13 protein-coding genes and 1 tRNA gene are annotated in these 17,066 nt (G+C 52.6%); 4 read left to right on the top strand and 10 right to left on the bottom strand.

Features of this window, described 5'->3' with window-relative positions:
• Window positions 1–85: 85 nt before the first annotated feature.
• Window positions 86–1,054, top strand: a complete 969-nt coding sequence (locus tag ACN4EK_RS24955) for a YsnF/AvaK domain-containing protein (protein ID WP_431660987.1) — start codon at window positions 86–88, stop codon at window positions 1,052–1,054.
• A 237-nt stretch (window positions 1,055–1,291) separates the two neighbouring features.
• Here the strand turns inward: ACN4EK_RS24955 and ACN4EK_RS24950 are convergent, their stop codons facing one another.
• The 6 genes from ACN4EK_RS24950 to ACN4EK_RS24925 form a co-directional block, all read right to left on the bottom strand.
• Complete coding sequence (locus tag ACN4EK_RS24950) at window positions 1,292–2,260, bottom strand: endonuclease/exonuclease/phosphatase family protein (protein ID WP_431660986.1); 969 nt, start codon at window positions 2,258–2,260, stop codon at window positions 1,292–1,294.
• Window positions 2,257–3,123, bottom strand: coding sequence for a sialate O-acetylesterase (locus ACN4EK_RS24945; RefSeq protein ID WP_431661017.1), 867 nt, complete (start codon window positions 3,121–3,123; stop codon window positions 2,257–2,259). The genes ACN4EK_RS24950 and ACN4EK_RS24945 overlap by 4 nt, the downstream gene beginning before the upstream one ends.
• Before the next feature lie 25 nt (window positions 3,124–3,148).
• Window positions 3,149–4,291: a M23 family metallopeptidase gene (locus ACN4EK_RS24940; RefSeq protein WP_431660985.1), complete on the bottom strand. Its 1,143-nt coding sequence runs from the start codon at window positions 4,289–4,291 to the stop codon at window positions 3,149–3,151.
• Between the two features lie 73 nt (window positions 4,292–4,364).
• Window positions 4,365–6,611, bottom strand: a complete 2,247-nt coding sequence (locus tag ACN4EK_RS24935) for a TolC family protein (protein WP_431660984.1) — start codon at window positions 6,609–6,611, stop codon at window positions 4,365–4,367.
• Between the two features lie 266 nt (window positions 6,612–6,877).
• Window positions 6,878–7,957 carry a tetratricopeptide repeat protein gene (locus ACN4EK_RS24930; protein ID WP_431660983.1) on the bottom strand — a complete coding sequence of 360 codons (1,080 nt, stop codon included), beginning with the start codon at window positions 7,955–7,957 and terminating at the stop codon, window positions 6,878–6,880.
• Between the two features lie 99 nt (window positions 7,958–8,056).
• The gene (locus ACN4EK_RS24925) at window positions 8,057–8,719 is read right to left on the bottom strand and encodes an RNA polymerase sigma factor (RefSeq protein WP_431660982.1); all 663 of its coding nucleotides are present in this window, start codon (window positions 8,717–8,719) and stop codon (window positions 8,057–8,059) included.
• 218 nt (window positions 8,720–8,937) lie between these two features.
• Between ACN4EK_RS24925 and ACN4EK_RS24920 the strand changes: the two genes are divergently transcribed.
• The 3 genes from ACN4EK_RS24920 (at window position 8,938) to ACN4EK_RS24910 (ending at window position 10,867) form a co-directional block, all read left to right on the top strand.
• A tRNA-Leu gene (locus ACN4EK_RS24920) sits at window positions 8,938–9,018 on the top strand.
• 140 nt (window positions 9,019–9,158) lie between these two features.
• Window positions 9,159–9,959 (top strand): class I SAM-dependent methyltransferase, encoded by an 801-nt coding sequence (locus ACN4EK_RS24915; protein ID WP_431660981.1) that lies wholly within the window; start codon window positions 9,159–9,161, stop codon window positions 9,957–9,959.
• A gap of 65 nt (window positions 9,960–10,024) precedes the next feature.
• Window positions 10,025–10,867 (top strand): carbohydrate ABC transporter permease, encoded by an 843-nt coding sequence (locus ACN4EK_RS24910; RefSeq protein WP_431660980.1) that lies wholly within the window; start codon window positions 10,025–10,027, stop codon window positions 10,865–10,867.
• Between the two features lie 7 nt (window positions 10,868–10,874).
• On the opposite strand, the gene ACN4EK_RS24905 is transcribed toward ACN4EK_RS24910, so the two are convergent.
• Genes ACN4EK_RS24905 through ACN4EK_RS24890 form a run of 4 tightly spaced genes read right to left on the bottom strand, consistent with a single transcriptional unit; the run spans window position 10,875 to window position 16,848 of the window.
• A complete protein-coding gene (locus tag ACN4EK_RS24905) occupies window positions 10,875–11,639 on the bottom strand; it encodes a hypothetical protein (protein ID WP_431660979.1) in 765 nt (254 codons plus the stop codon).
• An 18-nt stretch (window positions 11,640–11,657) separates the two neighbouring features.
• Window positions 11,658–13,220: a NupC/NupG family nucleoside CNT transporter gene (locus ACN4EK_RS24900; protein ID WP_431660978.1), complete on the bottom strand. Its 1,563-nt coding sequence runs from the start codon at window positions 13,218–13,220 to the stop codon at window positions 11,658–11,660.
• A gap of 26 nt (window positions 13,221–13,246) precedes the next feature.
• Window positions 13,247–15,013 (bottom strand): DUF2079 domain-containing protein, encoded by a 1,767-nt coding sequence (locus ACN4EK_RS24895; RefSeq protein ID WP_431660977.1) that lies wholly within the window; start codon window positions 15,011–15,013, stop codon window positions 13,247–13,249.
• A gap of 17 nt (window positions 15,014–15,030) precedes the next feature.
• Complete coding sequence (locus tag ACN4EK_RS24890) at window positions 15,031–16,848, bottom strand: NupC/NupG family nucleoside CNT transporter (RefSeq protein ID WP_431660976.1); 1,818 nt, start codon at window positions 16,846–16,848, stop codon at window positions 15,031–15,033.
• Window positions 16,849–17,066: the final 218 nt, after the last annotated feature.

The following is a 17,066-nucleotide window of genomic DNA, read 5'->3' as shown; positions in this document are numbered from 1 at the left end:
TTCATGACTAAGGTAAAGCCATGTTGTCGGCAACAATTGAGTTATTGATAATACGGAGGTTTACATGCGAAGTGATGATAATTCTGTGAGAAAGGAACCTTATGATCCGACCGATGCCAATCCCGATCCAATTACTGGACAACCGGGCGCCCATCCGATCGGGACGGGGGTCGGTGCCGCCGGTGCAGGGGTGATCGGTACCGCCGTTGGTGGCGCGATCGGAGGTCCTGTAGGTGCTGTGGTCGGGGCGGCGATCGGCGCAGTTGCCGGAGGTCTAGCCGGGAAAGGTGCGGCTGAACAAATTAACCCCACTATGGAAGCTGACTACTGGCGCGATAACTATACCTCTCGCCCCTATGTGAAGTCCGGTCAACGGTACGAAGACTATGAACCGGCCTACCGAACTGGCTATGAAGGATATAGCCGCTATGCCAGCAGTGGTAGAACCTATGATCAGGTTGAACCCGACCTCAGACGGGATTATGAGCAACAGTATGGCGGCAATAAACTGGGCTGGGAACAGGCAAAATACGCCACGAAGGATGCCTGGGATCGGCTAGCCAATGCTTTACCTGGCGATCGCGATCGTCCGGGTGATTCCGATTATCTGGAGCACTCCGATCGGCAACAGGATCTCACCAACCAACGTTTAGATCTGTACGAAGAACGCTTGGTGGCTGACAAACATCGCGATAAAGTCGGCGAAGTAACGGTCGGTAAGCATGTGGAAACTGAGAAGACTCATGTTGCTATGCCGATCGAAAAGGAACGCGTTGTAGTCGAGCGGGTTGAACCGATCGATGCTGGAACCCCTGTTTCTGCCGATGTCGTAGACTTTGGGGAAGCCGAGGTGGCGCGGATGGATGTCTATGAAGAGGTACCAGACATTCATAAGCAAACCATTGTCCGGGAAGAAGTGAATGTGAAGAAGGTTGTAGACCAGGAAGTTGTCTCTGCCGATGAGAAACTGCGGCGGGAAACACTGGATGTGGATGCGTCGAATCCAACCATCACGAATCAGCCTACGGATCGAACCAGACGCGATCGCTTCTAATCCCTAACTTGCCTCACGATCGCTCCCTCATAGATATCAGGGGGCGATCACAGGACAATTTCTTGCTCGTCAGAGGGGGTTGGAAAAGTCAAAATCGTTACCTGAACCGCCCCCCCTAGCCCCCCAATTCTGGGGGGAACCGGGTTCAAAGTCCCCCAGAATGGGGGGCTTATAGCTCTACGGGCATACTAGCAAAGGGGGCAAATGCAATCACTTTGATACTTTTAAAACATCCTCTTAGAGCAGATCCACAATCAAGGGTAAATGATCGGAACCAATATTTTTACCTGTTTGAGTTTGAATGACGGTAATCTCTGGACTCACTAAACAGTGATCGATCGGAATGGTGAGCAACGGTAACTGGGCAGGCCAGGTTGGGAGAATACCAAATCCCACCCGACTATTGCGGAGCCTGGTCTGCTGCACAAACTTACGGTAATTGGGCGACCACATGGTTGTATTCAGATCTCCAATCACCATGACTGGATCGGACACCTTCTGAATATAATCTGCCATTGCCGTGAATTGCTGGTTCCGAGCCGCAAAATCGGCGGGTTTTAGTGGTGGTGAGGGATGGGTGGCAATCAGGGCGATCGGCGGACGATCGCGCTCAGGCTGAATCTCAGCGAGCAGGCTGGGAAAGCGTTCCTGAGCAAACCGGCGACTACTGACCTGCTGCAACGGCAACGCACTATAGATCACATTGCCAAACCGGGTTGCTTCCGAATCGCTCACTCTGTAGGGCAACTGATCCCGCAGGATATCGAGTTGATCTAACCAAACCTGATTCACCTCCTGAAACACGGCAATATCAGGCTGCACTTCTCGCACCAGAGCGATCACGCGATCGTATTGCCGATTCTGGACTTTGACATTGGATAGGAGTACCCGTAGGGATGGAGTGGATTCGTGAACCGAGGCTGCTGGGAAGTACCACGGGAGAATTTCAGCCGCATTCAGCCCTATACAGACTAAACTCACAATCATCCAACGCCACCGTGAACGCCATCGCAGGCAAAAGTAGATCAAGGCGACCAGACCAACCAGTAAATATTGCCCTTTGAAGTGAGCCGTTAAATCCAATAACTGGTGATAGTTGCCGAGATAACCGGTCAGCGAACAGAGCAATACTACTAATAAACTCACCTTTATGACTGTGCCTAGCCAGTCCTGCCAGCGATCGCGCCAGTTCACTCTGCGAGTCATGGAGCCGGAGCCATTAAGGCCGCTAACCACAAATCCGCCGCTTTATCTAAACCAGATGCCGAAAAGTGGCAACGATCGTAGCGATCGGCACCATCTAACTCATCGGTATTAGGCCCCGGCAAAATTCCCTGGGCTGGATTCACCAAGGCTCGTTGAGCCGCCTGAATGCTGGGCTGGGGCAATATCTCCTCGCAACGGGACGCGATCGACACATAAATAGGCGCTTGTACTCCCGTCGAGCGAATACTCTCTAGCATGGCAGTAAAGCGATGTTGATAAATCTCCGTCGGAGTTCCCAGGGCAGCATCCGTCTCCCCTTGATGCCAGAGTAAATGGGTAATTCCAAAACCAGCCGTGGTTAATTGCTGAATTGTTGTCGTCAGGCGGGGATGCAAGTCTCCTCCCGGTGTCCAACGGCGGATTTCTGAGCCCCCTAGCCCGATCGAGGCAAAGAGGACGTGATCAAATAACCCCTGTTGCACAATTTTGTCGCCTAAACGAGTCCACACACTTCCCCCATTTCCATCTGCTCCCAGCAACGGATCGGCGGCTCGGTAGCAGTTCCCGGCATGAAAGTGATACACCGATGCTTGAGCCGTTCGACGTTGATTGCCAAAATTCGCCGAATTCGATTGCCCAAATGCAAGCGCCACCATTAAGCGATCGCGGGGAATCTGCCGACAGTCGATTTTAGTTCTTATTGCCATCGGTGAGTGGGGGTCAGGAGATCGAACCGGAGTGGGAGGCGGCTCTGGCAGTTGGGGGAATAGACTGGACTGTAGCCAACTCATACCAATTAGCACCAGGCTCGCCAGGATGACCCAAAACAGGCTCCAGAGCGATCGTGCCTGCCATCTCCTCACCAAAAAGCGCCTTTCAGCCCTGAAGCTAATTCACCAGTGTGACCGATTGCTCAGTGTTCGCAGGTTTCGCAGTATTGGCTGGTTTGGTTTCACCTTTCAAGCCTAAAGCCACCTCAGCCTTGAGCCCTAGCTCAGAGTCATTGGGCACCATGGCGATCTGTCCCCCCTCGATCGATTTCACCAGTTGTGCCAGGGCGTATTCCAATTGCGCTCCGGCATCTAACACCACCCAACCATCCGCCGTGAGTTGCCGGAATTCAAAGTGCAGGTGTGGTCCAGTTGAGTTTCCAGTGCTACCGACCCGACCAATCACTTCCCCCTGCTTCACCTGATCTCCTGGCTTGACAAAGATTTCCGATAGGTGGGCATATAAGGTCTGTTGATCACCTTTGTTATGTTGCAGCGTCACTGTCAAGCCATACCCACCCAAAAAGTCCGCGATCGCCACCTGCCCCGCGTAGGCTGCCAACACCGGGGTACCGATCGGAGCCCCAAGGTCTGTTCCGGAGTGGAACCGTTGATCCCCTGAGATAGGGTGAATTCGCCAACCAAAGGCGGAGGTAATTGGCGCTGGAATCGACAGGGGAAAAATTAACCGCACATTGCCATTCCCTAATTGAGCGGGTGGACGAATCGTGCGGCGGTAGTAGTCACGAACAGAAGTCGTCGTTTGACCCGCCATGCTGACCTCATAACTTCCACCTCCAGACACCGGACTGGCTGCCATATAGGTAGGAGCAGGACTGGCAATCGCCGCCGCTAGCGATCGCACAGGTTGGGCTGTCGGCAAATCTCGCGTCCGTTCCGTGGCTCCAATACTGTAGTTAGTAGAGTCAATATAGGATTCACTAAAGGAGGGGCTGGACTCTGGCAATGGGCTAGCCGATTCCACTGGAGCGACGGTTGAAACATCGGCTGGCAACTCAGGCTCTACGGGAACTATCGGCTCTAGTGGAGCCTTAAACTGCATCGGAGCTTCCCCCACCGGTAGTGGGGCTGATTCCTCAACGGGTACTGGCTCACCACCAATCATATCTGGAGCCTGGGCTTGAACGGCACTGCTTCCCCATACCCCCAAGATAGTGATCAGACTAGCGCCCGTCAGGAATAGCGATCGTGACAACGGAGTTGCCTGGAAATTAGGAATGTGATGCTGTGAGGTCATCATAGGGTAGTGTGTGGATTGGTTGAGCGAAAAGAGACCTGACTACTGACCACCATCGAGTGCTCAATCAGCTAGCTCATTGGGGTGTGGCTGGGCGAGGAGTAGTCGATGGTTGAACTGGAGTCGGTGCAGTCGTCGTGGGTGCATATAGCCCAGTTCTGACTGGAATCGGTAGGTTAGAGGTTTCCCGTCTGAGGGTCGCTAGAGCCTGATTGTAACCTAGCACCGCCGTCACCCGGTTTCCCTCAGCTCGAGTTAAATCATTTTCAGCATTGATCACATCCGTTTGAGTACCAACCCCAGCCTGGAACCGTAACCGGGCTAACCGTAAGGCTTCCCTGGCTTGCTCCAACGCGATCGTCGTTGTGCCAATATTTTCATAATTAGAAATCAGGTTGGCATAGGCTTGTTCCACCCGAAATCGAATCAAATCCCGCGTACTGGCAAATTGTGATTCGGCAATCCGAATATTGGCTTCCTGTTGTCTGGCTCTGGCTCTCGCCGCTCCGCCATCAAACACATTCCAGCCCACCCCTACATTAAAGCGGTAGCCATCTGCCCCTGGAAAAATGTCGTTGAGAGGATCTTGATAGTCATACTGGGCAGACAGTGTGACGGTTGGGCCCAATGCCGCGAGAGCCGCCCGTCGTTGCTGTTCACTTTGCGCCCGTTGGGCTAACAATTGTTCCAATTCCGCCCGATTTTTGAAGGCAAGCACCAGCGTATCTTCCAGCGTCAAATTCCAGCTTCCTGCCAGAGCCACGGGATCCGCAGCCGCTAAATTAGCTCCGGGAGACAAACTAATCCGTTGGGCAAGTTGACGACGGGCAATTTCCTGTTGAGCCAAGGAATTCGTCAGATCCTGCTGCGTATTGGCTAACTGCACCTGCGATCGCAACACATCGAACCGGGTGCCTAATCCTGCCCGTTCCAGAGCTTGGGCATCGCGTAAACTTTGTTGAGCCGCCCGGACTGCTGCCGCATTAATTCGCACTGCTTCATCGGCTTGTTGCAAGGCATAGTAGTCGTTCGATACATTTAACCGCAGATCTTCCAGGGCAATTTCCACTTGCAGTTCTGCCGCCCGTACCTGTTGTTCGGCGGCGCGAATTTGTGCTGGACGTAACCCGGAGGTATACAAGTCATAACTCAGGGTCGCTGATGCACTAAAGGTCGTTTGCAGAACATCGATATCCCGCTCCAATTGAGCATCGCGGGTGGCAATACGCTGTGCCTGCTCAAAGGCGGATAGCCGACTAAAGTTGGCACTTTCCACGGGCAATTCGATCGCCCGTACCTGCAATTCCCCTGAAGGAGAGCGCACACTATTTAATCCAGCTTGCAGGGTCAAACTGGGGAAGTTAGCCGCCTGTTGTTCCCGGAGAACGGCGCGGGTTCGCTCTAATTGCTGGCTAACGACCTGAAGATCGGGATTATTTCGCTTGGCTAACTCGATCGCCTGCTCTAAGGTAATCGGTTGAATACCCCGCAACTGCACCTCTGCTGGCTTGGTCGGAAAATAGAGCGGATTAGGCGGCGGATTCAGGTATTCTGGCGCAAACCCAGGTTTAGCGGGTCCGATCGGCTGCTCACTACTATTGGGAATAAACGGAAACTGAAGTTTACTCGCCGGGGGATTAATACTGCCAGGAACCAGAGACGGTGGCGGTGGCACTGCTGGAGTAGTTGAGTTAATCGGGGGGGCGAGCGGAGTCGCAGCCGGAACTGGAGGAGCCGTGTTAATTGGGGGCGCGAGCGGAGTCGAAGGTGAGATGGGAGTGGAGGGGCTGACGGGATCCGCCGGAGACGCTGGTGTTGTGGTGGGAGCCGGAATTTCTGCCCCTTGCGCGATCGGTGGAGTAGTCGGCTGAGTCACCTTGGGTGACACCAACTGGCGTTGGGCTTTTTCAGGTAATGGAGGTTTACCCGATGTCGCTGAAGCTGAACTCGGTGCCGTTGTCTCTGACTCTGACGATGTAGCAGTAGGTTTAGAAGCCTGCGGCGATCGCTCCGTAGCGTTGGGTTGACCAGGCTTCTTCGCCCTCGTTGGCTGGGTTGACTGAGTACCAGCCGCGCTGACACCATTCGAGTGGTCTGTGTTCTGGCTTACAGGTTTTACCACAGCTTCGACCTGCGATTCCGCCTGAGGAGGAGTAGCCGTTTCAGGGCTCGCCTGCGAGGATGAAGCTGGAGCAGGCTGGTTAGTGTGAGTCGGCGGTGAAGCACCATCAGGAGTAACTTCTTGAGACACTCCGGGTGCCGTGTGATTACAGGCGATCAACACTCCCACACCGAAACCAATCAACTGACGAGACGATCGCATAGCTCTTAAAGTTCAGCCGAAACTTCTGGGTAATCCTGGTTGCTATTTTCAGCAACCTTAAGCAGAATACTGGGTTAACCCCAATATTGGCAAAGTTTTTTGCCACTAAGTGGCACGATTTTATTGTGAAGATATACTACGCATACTAAATAAATAATTGATTAAATCACTATATAACCAACAAGTTGATTAAAGCAAGTAGATGCACCCATTATCTTGCGGCACGCCAACTTGCCTGCAACCGCATTGACGGTACGTGGAGTGGCTTATCTGTCTGGCGGGGAGAAATTATCAATCTCAAAGCTAGCCAGCCGTACTCGCAATTGTCCTGCCTGAATCGAGTCATCTAACTGACTGGCAACCGTCAAAGCTTCTTGATAATAGCGCTTCGCGATCGGGTAATTGCCTGCCCATTGATGGAACTGTCCTAAATATCGCAGCGATAGCATTTCCTCGCGGGTATTGTTATACGCCAATGCCATATCGAGCCGCCGACCTAACATTTCTGCCGACCTGGAGTATTGTTTCGAGTCATTCAGGGTGGCAATCATGCCATCGATCGCCCGAAACTGATTCGTCACATCCCCATTGGTTTCCGCAATCCGCATTGCCATTTGATAGGTTCGCATGGCGCGATCGTACTCTCGCTGAGCTTGATACACAGATCCCATACCATTGATGGCAGAGGCAGAGCGATTGGGAGCTAATCCCAGGGCAAAGTATTGTTCTGCCTGCTCATAGTTGCCCTGCCGCAGCGCCAGTTGCCCCTTACTGTCATAGGTCACGGCTTTGCCATCGTAATCCGGGATGCTGGTGGACACCACTAAGCCTTCATTAAATAGTTCCTCGGCTCCTGGCATCCCCCCTTCGCGGGGGGCAATGGCACGTCCTACATTATTCACCGCATAAACCTGTCCCTGGAAATCTCGCCGCGTCCGGGCTGCCCCTAACTGTCGCCGCATGGCATCTTCGGATTCGCGGTACCGGGCTAGATCGTGGTATGCCCGGGCGAGATGACCATAGACTACTCCGATCGCTTCCGTGTCGTTAATGTCCTGGTACAGTCTGAGTGCTTGTTGCCAGGTCGTCACCGCTTCACCCAACAGGCTAATACTGGCTAAGCGTTTACCCAGTTGAGTCAGGCGATCGGCTTCATCCCGAAGATTGCCCCGGGTGCCATTGTTGAGGGGAATGGCAAGTTGCTGTTGCAGATCAGGAGCCGGAGCCGCCTCAGCCAGGGAAGTTGTGGTAGTCAGGGTCGCGATCGCCCCAAGTAGACCAATCCCAACCGGACGTAACCCTCTCAAACCCTGAGATGGCGCATTGCAGGTAATCCACTGACGCATGGCATTCCTCCCAAATGGTCACACTGGTAACAGGTTAGCGAATTCCCGATGTCACCGAAAGTAGACCAGATGAGCTAGAACTGGCGGAACTAGACTAACCTATGCCTCTAACGGCGCATCGAATCTGACTCTATTCTCCTGGATCTGAGAGTTCCCCACCAAGTAGATTGTGCGAACATCTTCCGGAAGAGCGGCTTCTAAAAGTTGGTATCCCGTTTGTAACTGTGCCCGCACCTGTTGCGGAGTCATGGCTTCCCCCTCTGCCTGCAAGTAGGCGGAAATCCGGGTTTCGCTCCAGTTAAAGGTTTGCGCCATTAATACCATCAACCGCAGCACCGGCGGCAATTGGTCTAATGCCCGTTCGATATAGCACCAGAGCGGTGGCGGTGCCACTTGTAGATTGTAGTGAATTGCTTCTACCGGAGGTAAATCAGCCTGGTTAATACAAACAGCGGTTACATTCAGCAGCCAGCTTTGCAGCGTAATTGGCGGCTGTCCGGCTTTGACTCGCAATTCTAACCCACTTAATTCATAGAAAATATGTCGCCAGGTCATAGCAAACAGGTAATCTGCCTGAACGGGCGATCGCGCCGAATGCTGAATCAACGTGTAGACCATCGAACTGTAGCGACAAAAGATGGCAGCAAAATACTGTCCGGCATCTGGGTGGCGCTGAAATAGCGTTAGTAATTCCTGGTCGCTGTAGTGAGAAAGTGATTTGACCAGAGGATGGTTGGCTTCAGGAAAGCTAGGAATCGTCACGATCGGAACCCCGTGTGAACGTCAACGGTACAAATGACGGTACATGATACGTGCTTTTTGGCGATTAGAACTTTTTTTTCAGCAAATTGTTTACAAGCTAGGATTTTAGTTTCGGTATTATCAATCTCAAAAACAGCATAGCGATCGTGGTTGCTTTTTGCTATGCTAAATAAGGCTTACAGCATTGACGTAATGTTGCTGATAAGTTGAATACCCATGCGGATGTGGCGGAATTGGTATACGCGCACGTTTGAGGGGCGTGTGGCTTTGCCTTGCGAGTTCGAGTCTCGCCATCCGCATTTACCATTTAAATCACACTCCTTGATCCAGTGCCAAGCGGTGCATGTAGTCTATGGCTGGTAAGTTAGCCCAGGTCAGACTGGCTACTCATCGCAGACTTCGCCATACTGTCTATGGCAGTGATTGGGGTAGAAGGTAAATGCAGGAAGACGTTTTACGCAACGAGCGGCAATTCCATGATCGGTGGGCGGCGGCGATCGATTTGGATGGGATCCGAGTTGCCGATTACTTTGAAGCCTGTACGGCTCCAGAAAACCGCTTCATTCTCAAACAATTAGGCGATTTGCGGGGTAAGTCATTATTAGACTTGGGCTGTGGCGCGGGGGAGAATAGTGTTTACTTTGCCATGCAGGGAGCCGAGTGTGTGGCGGCTGATTATTCACCGGGCATGGTGGATGTGGCGCTGAAGCTGGCGGAACGCAACCAGGTGACGATCGCTGGTCGAGTGATTAATGCGATGGCGATCGAGTTTCCAGACCATAGTTTTGATATTGTCTATGCCTCGAATTTGCTGCACCACATTCCAGATCCGAAACTAGCCATTCGGGAAATGCATCGAGTTTTGAAACCGGGTGGGAAAGCCTGTTTCTGGGATCCGCTCAAGCATAATCCCGTGATTAACGTGTATCGACGCATGGCAACAGCCGTCCGAACGGATGATGAAACGCCGTTAGATATCAATATTGTCAATTTTGTGCGATCGCAGTTCTCCCATACCAGCTATGACACCTTTTGGTTAGCAACCCTATGGATTTTTCTGCGCTTTTATCTAATCGAGCGGGTTAATCCCAATCAAGAACGCTATTGGAAAAAGATTATTCTGGAACACGATCGCCTATCCCCCACCTACCGGCGACTGGAAAAGCTCGATCGCGTTCTGAAACGGCTGCCGTTGATGCCACGGATGGCATGGAATTTAGCCGTCGTCGCCACAAAATAACGACTGGAAACGATAGGATGATGCAATTGTCGATCCGGTCGGTTTTCCAGTCTGTATTGAAGTTCATGTCTAATAAGCACATTTCCAAGATTTGGCGATCGCTGGCGATGTATGCCTTGCTCGGTGCGATCGCGGTAGTGATGCTGTTGCCTTTAGTTTGGCTACTCAGTACCGCGTTGAAGTCACCCAGCGAAGATATTTTTCAGTTCCCGCCCCAATTGCTCCCCAGTCAGCCGACCTTCGAGAACTTTGTCAAAGTCTGGCAGACCCATCCCTTCGGCAAATATCTGTTTAACAGTACGCTGGTCGCTGGCTTGACCGTGGCGCTGAACCTGCTATTTTGTTCGCTTGCCGCCTATCCCCTAGCTCGCCTCAACTTCCGAGGACGAGAGGCAATTTTTACGGCGATCGTGGCGACGATCGTCATTCCCTTCCAGATCGTGATGATTCCCTTGTATGTATTAGCCGTCCAACTGGGACTCCGCAATAGTTATTTAGGCATCATTTTTCCAGCGATCGCGTCTGCCTTTGGCATTTTCCTATTGCGGCAAGCATTTCAGGGCGTTCCCAAAGAACTGGAAGAAGCCGCCCGCATCGATGGCTGTTCGGAACTGGGGCTATGGTGGCACGTCATGATTCCCTCCGTCCGTCCTGCCCTGGTGACACTCGCCATCTTTGTCTTCATTGGCTCCTGGAGCGATTTCCTCTGGCCGCTGATTGTCCTCGACCCCGGTTCTGCCTACGACACCTTACCACTAGGGGTATTAGCCCTGGCAGGCATGTTCTCGATGGACTGGCGCTTAATCGCCGCAGGCTCCGTGATCGCGATCGCCCCCATCCTACTATTCTTCCTGCTCATGCAACGCTACATCGTGCCCTCAGAAGCCGCTAGTGGAGTTAAGGGATAGCAAAAATTTAGAAGGGTTGGAGGGATTTTTCGAGGGCAGCGATCGCGCTGGGGACTTGACCGGAGCCAGATTGGGTAGCGGCAATCAACAATAACAAAATATTTTTGGCAGAAGACCGCACCAGAATTACACCACCAACGGGTTGGGCTTGTCCGGCGATCGTCAATGTGCCTGTCCAATCGATCACCACACCACCGCCCGCCTCGGGACGAGGAATGCCGGGTTGAAACCCTTCCCCTCGCTGAAATACGCTCGTTGCTACCTTGGCTAACACATCATTGTCTAAACCGGAGCCAAAGCCGATCGGGACTCCAGTCGGTTGGGACTGGGGCACTACGGTATAGGCTAAGCTCCCATCCGGCGACTCAATTAGAACGGAGCCTGCCAGGGGATTGACTTTGTAGCCCGTCAGCACCCCCACGCGAAACCGCCCATTGGGATCTTGATAATCGCCCCCCAAAGCCGCCGGTGGGGCAGTCGAAGCAGGCGGAGCCGGAGGGGTAAGCGAACTTCCTGCCGGAAACGTCACTGGGGGAAGATTCGTGGGTTGGGGGGCGGGAGGTGACGCTGCACCAGGGGGAGTAGTAGCCGGTGGAGACGGTTCACCGATGGCGGGGGTTGGTGTGGATTCTAAAGTTGGGACGACTGGAGAAGGTTCTGGGGCTGGGGATTGAGCTAATCCCAATAATGGCAGCGAGTTGAGGGAACTAATCAGGACGATCGCCCCTGCTACCAGCAATCCCAAACCCCATTGCCAAACTCGTCGTTTCATGGCTGCTTCTCCTCCGTCCTATTTACCCAGAATGGCTGGATTACCTGTATCAAACGTCCCCGCGATCGCCCCAATCATTAACGTGGCTAAGGTCGCTGCCCAGAGAGCCTTCCAGCCCACATCCACAATATCCTGGCGGCGAGAGGGCACTAAACCCACTAAGCCACCGACAAAAATCCCTACGGACGGCAAGTGAGCAAAGCCACAGAGGGCATAGCTAATCACCAATAACGCCCGATCGCTGAGCAAGCCCTGACTGGATAACACCCCTAACTGTTGGTAAGACGGAACTTCTGTGGTAATCAACCGTTGACCAATTAATACTGAGGCTTGCCATAATTCTTGCCACTGCACCGAAACCCCTGTAAAGAACGTTAAGGGCAGAAATAAGGCTCCCGCAATGTTTTGCAGCGTAATTACCTGAAACGCCCGTCCAATGTTGTACAGCACATAATTTTTGCTGGTGATCAGAGAGGCTAGATTGCCGAAGAATAAATTCACTAAGGCAATTAGACCTAACACCGCAATTAACAGAGCGGCGATCGCGGCAGCTAATTTGACTCCTTCGATCGCCCCAACAATTAAACTTTCCATCAAACTAATGGGGGCAGGCTCCTCATGGACAACGGTGGGAGCAAGGTGGGGGTGAGGGGCGACCTCAGTTGGAGGTGGGTAGTCATCCTTTGCCAGCTCTACGTCAGTCGTTGTCGCGACAGGTTCCTCAGTCATCGCTTCGTTACCCGGTGTGCCTTCCGTAGTCAGGCGGCGTTCTTCTAGCACCTTCCCGATCGTGACCGGAGTTTCCGTTTCCGGCACAATCAACTTCGCCATGACAAAACACGCCGGAATCGCCATGATCGATGCCGATACTAGATGTCCCGTGATATTGGGAAATTCTGGTCGCAGGAATCCGGCATATAGCGCCAGCACCGTTGAAGCAATGCTACCAAAACAGGATGCCAGAATGGCACAGAACTCGCTGCGGGTCATGCGAGCCAGGTAAGGACGCACAACTAACATCGCTTCAATGCCCACAAAAATATTGGCGGCTCCACTTAAGGCTTCTGCCCCACTCAGACCCATCGTGCGGCGGAAGAGGCGGGCAAACACATTGACGATCGGCTGAATCAGCCCCAAGGCATAGAGCAGCGACATCAGAGCCGAGAAAAAAATTACACTGGGCAACGCCCGAAAGGCAAAAATATAGCCCAAATTGATGCTGTCTGGACTGAGGTAGTCGCCCGGAACAGGGGCATAGGGCGGAGTAATGGCGCGGGCAATCCAGCGTCCGGCTAAGGTGGGGCCTGGTACTTGACCTGGGTTGGGCACCAGGATATTACCAAAGACAAAACGGGCTCCCGCTTCGATCGCATCCAAAATGGCATTCACACCATCATTCAGCATCAACACAGCCAATCGAGTTACAGGTACCAAAAATACCAGCGCTCCCAAAATCAATTGCAGACCAATCCCCCAAAGCACTGTCTTCCAGGGAATGACACGGCGATTTTCAGACGTTAACCAGGCAATGCCACAGAAAGCAAAGATGCCAAAGAACGAGAGAAGATTTAACCAACGCATGGGGCTAAAAGCTGAAGGATAAATAGTTAAGCATCAGACGCAGTGGAGGAGAGCAAAGGTTGGTAGGTTTGGCGCAGTTGATCCCAGGACTGAAGCAATTCTGGCGGAGAACTAATTCCTCTACGCAACAAAATTACGCCATCTTCCAGTCCTTGAATGCCATAGCGATTTTGAGTGATTAATTGGTCAATTAGGGGCACAAAGGCTTTGATTTGTTGCCGTTCCGCCTTAAACGCCACCTGGTACTGCTGCAATTGCCACAGATCGGCTAGCACATAGTCCACCTCAATCACCTGATTCTGATCATTCCGAACTTGCAGAAATGGCATTCGCAGAACTTCCCGCCGACTGGAGACATGGGGCACAATATAGGTCGTCGCTGTAATCGGAGCATCCGGCGGCACTTGCTGCATCAGCGATCGAATATGTCCGGCATGTTGCCATTGGCGAGTTAAAGGGACATGTACCCAGGGTTGGTAAGAGTCCGGCAGGGCAAAATAAAACACTTTATGGGGACTCTTGAGGCACGCGATCGCGATCGCCAACACAATTCCCCCAATCCACAACCGCTGGACTCCTGCCTTGAAGCGATTGCCATGCTGTGACCACCAGAGAATCGCGCCATAAAATAACCCCGGCACCAGCGTTACGGCATAACGAATCTCGATCGACAGTGCCGATTGTCCCTGTTGCAGCCAGAGTTGTAACAAGGGAAATCCGGCGATCGTCCAGGCAACTCCGGATGCGAGGGGGATAAAGATCAAGGATAGAGTTTGCGCTAGTAAGTACAGAATCACTCGGGGTAACGAACCAAACAAGTGACCTAATAAGCGGCTGGGATTGCTAACAATGCCCCAAAGAATTTGTAGCGTTGAAGCTTCATCCCTGTCCGCAAACTGCCCAAACCGCTCAATCATAAAGCGTTGGGAAATATCCTTCGAGAACATCGGCATGAAGACATTCGTCGCCAGCAGAATATAGCTAAAACTGGCGATACAGAGCGCAATCCCCGCTTTCGGATGCCGCCGACTCAAGGCAAGATACGTGCCAACCCCAAACAGCACCACTCCCGTATCCTGCCGCACTAATAACGTCAGCCCTGCCATCAGCCAGAACAACCACCACCAGCGTTTCTCCATTGCCAGCAGCAGTGTGAACACATACAGAGGAATCTGGCACAGATCGTTAAAGTTGGAAAAACTGGGGCCAACGATCGTCACACTACCGTAGTACGCTGCTGTGATCATCGTGGCGATCGCGGGCTGAAGATAGCACCGCGCCAGGGCATACACCACTAATCCTGCCGCCGTAATCAAACTCAGTTGCAGAACTACTAATGTCGCCGGAGACGGAAATAGGGCATAAAACGGATGCCACAGCAGCATCACCGGGTCAAAATGCTGCCCTAAGCGATGGTAATCCACCCGGGGCATCTGGGCTTCATGCACCACGGCTCCCGATAACACCGATGACAGCGAACTCTGAAACAGATTGCCATGAATGCCATTCCAGAACATCTGATTAAAGATGCCCTGGTCGTAGGAGGCATAAAAGGTGAAATAGCGATGCAGCGAGAATATTAGGGTGACAGCAAAAAATATCGCCGCTAACCCTAAAACAGACAGCGGCAAACGTGGGCGGTGCTCAGGCAGAAAGGACTTAAGAAAGACAGGTACGTTAAAGCGAGTCATGAACGCGGTACGGTCTCTGGACTGCCCGAAATCACTAGCCGATCCCGATCGACAAGCCAAAACAGGGATGCGGGGATCGCCAGTGACACAATACCACAGCATCGTCCCCGCTCCCAGTCTTAACTTTCTGACTCAGAGGTTGCCTCGCTATAGGATTGCTGATCACTCGTTGGCAGGGCTTCCTCTACCACCACGGATTGCCCCTCACCGGGCTGTACCCATGATTGCTGAGTTGCCGTTGGGCTAGGTTCTGGCGCGGGAGGTACGGGGGAAGCGGGAGGTGGCGCAGCATCAGGGCTAGGAGCAGGGGACGCTACGGGAGCAACCGGAGTTCCGGGGGCAGCTTGAGGACTGGCGGGAGCCGCCGGAGTGGGGGAGGGTGACGGGCTAGCCGCAGGGGGTACAGCCTGTTTGTCCCCTAAAATACTGCTGGCATTACCGGGGGTGTAGAACACTCCAGCGACACAGGCAATCATGATGGTGGCAAGGGTACCCACAAACAGGGCTTTCCAGCCGAGGGATGAAATATCTTTGCGGCGAGACGGAATGAGCGCAATCATACCCCCGACAAAAATTCCCACGGAGGCTAGATGGGCAAATCCAGACAGGGCATAGCTGATAATCACCACGGCTCGATCGCTCAACTGTCCAGCTTGAGAGGCACTGGCTAACGCCAGGTAAGGTGGGATGGCGGTTTCAAAGAAGCGACGACCAATGATTACCGAGGATTGCCAGAGTTCGCTAGGCTCCAGGGAAATCCCCGTCAGGAAGGTGACGGGCACAAACAGGAATCCCAGGATATTTTGTAGCGATAATACCTTGAACAGATCGCCAACGGGCCCCGGAATCATCGCTAACCCAGCAAACATTTGATTAATTAAGGACACAAAGCCCAGGATCAGAATCAGGACGGCGGCGATCGCCACAGCCATCTTCACCCCATCGATCGCACCCCCGATCGCGGCATCCATCGGACTCATGCGTTCCATCGGTTCACCCGCGACCGTTTCTTCCGAAATCAATTCTTCCGGTTCTTCCCGTTCTCGGACTGGAGGAGTCGAGGCGAGAGGTGCTTCCCCCCGCAATAAGCGAGTAATTTCCTCATCTTCATCGGTCGTCGGAATCTCCTGACCAGGAAAACTGCGGTTTGCATCTGCCAGCAGTTCGCGCTTATTCGCCGGAACCCGGAGTTTGACTCGCTTCTCTTCCTTCGGTAATCCTCTCGCTGTGACGGGGATCTCTGTCTCTGGCACCAAAATTTTTGAGATTACAAAGCAAGCCGGAATCGCAATAATCGAAGCCGACACCAGATGCGCCAGAATGTTGGGAAACACGGGACGCAGGAAACTGACATAAATCGCCAGTGTGGAGGACGCAGACGTGCCAAAACAACAGGCAAGGATGGCACAAATTTCGCTGCGGGTCATTTTGGGCAGATAGGGTTTGACCACGATCGCCGCTTCAATGCCAACAAAGATATTGGCAGCGCCACTCAACGCTTCTGCCCCACTGAGGCGCATTACCGTATAAAATACTTTGGCGAAAATATTGGTAATTACTTGGATGACACCAATGTTGTAGAGCAGCGCCATTAACCCCGAGAAGAACACAACCGTTGGCAGCGCCCGAAACGCAAAGATATACCCTAACGGGGGATTATCTCCATAAACTTTGGGGACAATTTGCGACCCGAAGACAAAGTTAGCGCCAAATTCCGCAGCGGCAAATACACTATCTAATCCCTTACTAAAGGCATCTAGACCATCACGGGTGGGCGGAAACAGAAACACCAGAGCACCCAATACCAGTTGTAACAGAATGCCCATAATCACCACCCGCCAGGGGAAATAGCGGGGTCGGCGATTCTCTGAGAACGCCCAAGCGATTAAACATAAACCGAATATGCCAAAAAAGGAAATGGCGTTAAGCACACTCATAGATGGGATTCCTCACTCTGAAAGCAATTCAGGCACTTTCTTATAACTTTGGAAAATGGGGCTAATTCTGCCTGACGATCGCAGATTGCGCTGCCATCAATACACTAAAATATTCGACTTCTAGGCGTTTGCAGACATTAAATTTGCTCAGAGTTTTCAAAACTTATTCAAACTCAGCCAACCCACATCTCCCCATCCCCTGTCTCTTATACACATCT

Source organism: Pantanalinema rosaneae CENA516 (assembly GCF_050753385.1).
Lineage (GTDB): Bacteria > Cyanobacteriota > Cyanobacteriia > Leptolyngbyales > Leptolyngbyaceae > Pantanalinema > Pantanalinema rosaneae.
This window is presented reverse-complemented; position numbering and strand designations above follow the sequence as displayed.

Bases quoted from the DNA above. Each gene is read 5' to 3' on its own strand.
- ACN4EK_RS24950 (WP_431660986.1), bottom strand. From the start codon at position 2,260: ATGACTCGCAGAGTGAACTGGCGCGATCGCTGGCAGGACTGGCTAGGC.
- ACN4EK_RS24940 (WP_431660985.1), bottom strand. From the start codon at position 4,291: ATGATGACCTCACAGCATCACATTCCTAATTTCCAGGCAACTCCGTTG.
- ACN4EK_RS24935 (WP_431660984.1), bottom strand. From the start codon at position 6,611: ATGCGATCGTCTCGTCAGTTGATTGGTTTCGGTGTGGGAGTGTTGATC.
- ACN4EK_RS24930 (WP_431660983.1), bottom strand. From the start codon at position 7,957: ATGCGTCAGTGGATTACCTGCAATGCGCCATCTCAGGGTTTGAGAGGG.
- ACN4EK_RS24915 (WP_431660981.1), top strand. From the start codon at position 9,159: ATGCAGGAAGACGTTTTACGCAACGAGCGGCAATTCCATGATCGGTGG.
- ACN4EK_RS24910 (WP_431660980.1), top strand. From the start codon at position 10,025: ATGTCTAATAAGCACATTTCCAAGATTTGGCGATCGCTGGCGATGTAT.
- ACN4EK_RS24905 (WP_431660979.1), bottom strand. From the start codon at position 11,639: ATGAAACGACGAGTTTGGCAATGGGGTTTGGGATTGCTGGTAGCAGGG.
- ACN4EK_RS24900 (WP_431660978.1), bottom strand. From the start codon at position 13,220: ATGCGTTGGTTAAATCTTCTCTCGTTCTTTGGCATCTTTGCTTTCTGT.
- ACN4EK_RS24895 (WP_431660977.1), bottom strand. From the start codon at position 15,013: ATGCTGTGGTATTGTGTCACTGGCGATCCCCGCATCCCTGTTTTGGCT.
- ACN4EK_RS24890 (WP_431660976.1), bottom strand. From the start codon at position 16,848: ATGAGTGTGCTTAACGCCATTTCCTTTTTTGGCATATTCGGTTTATGT.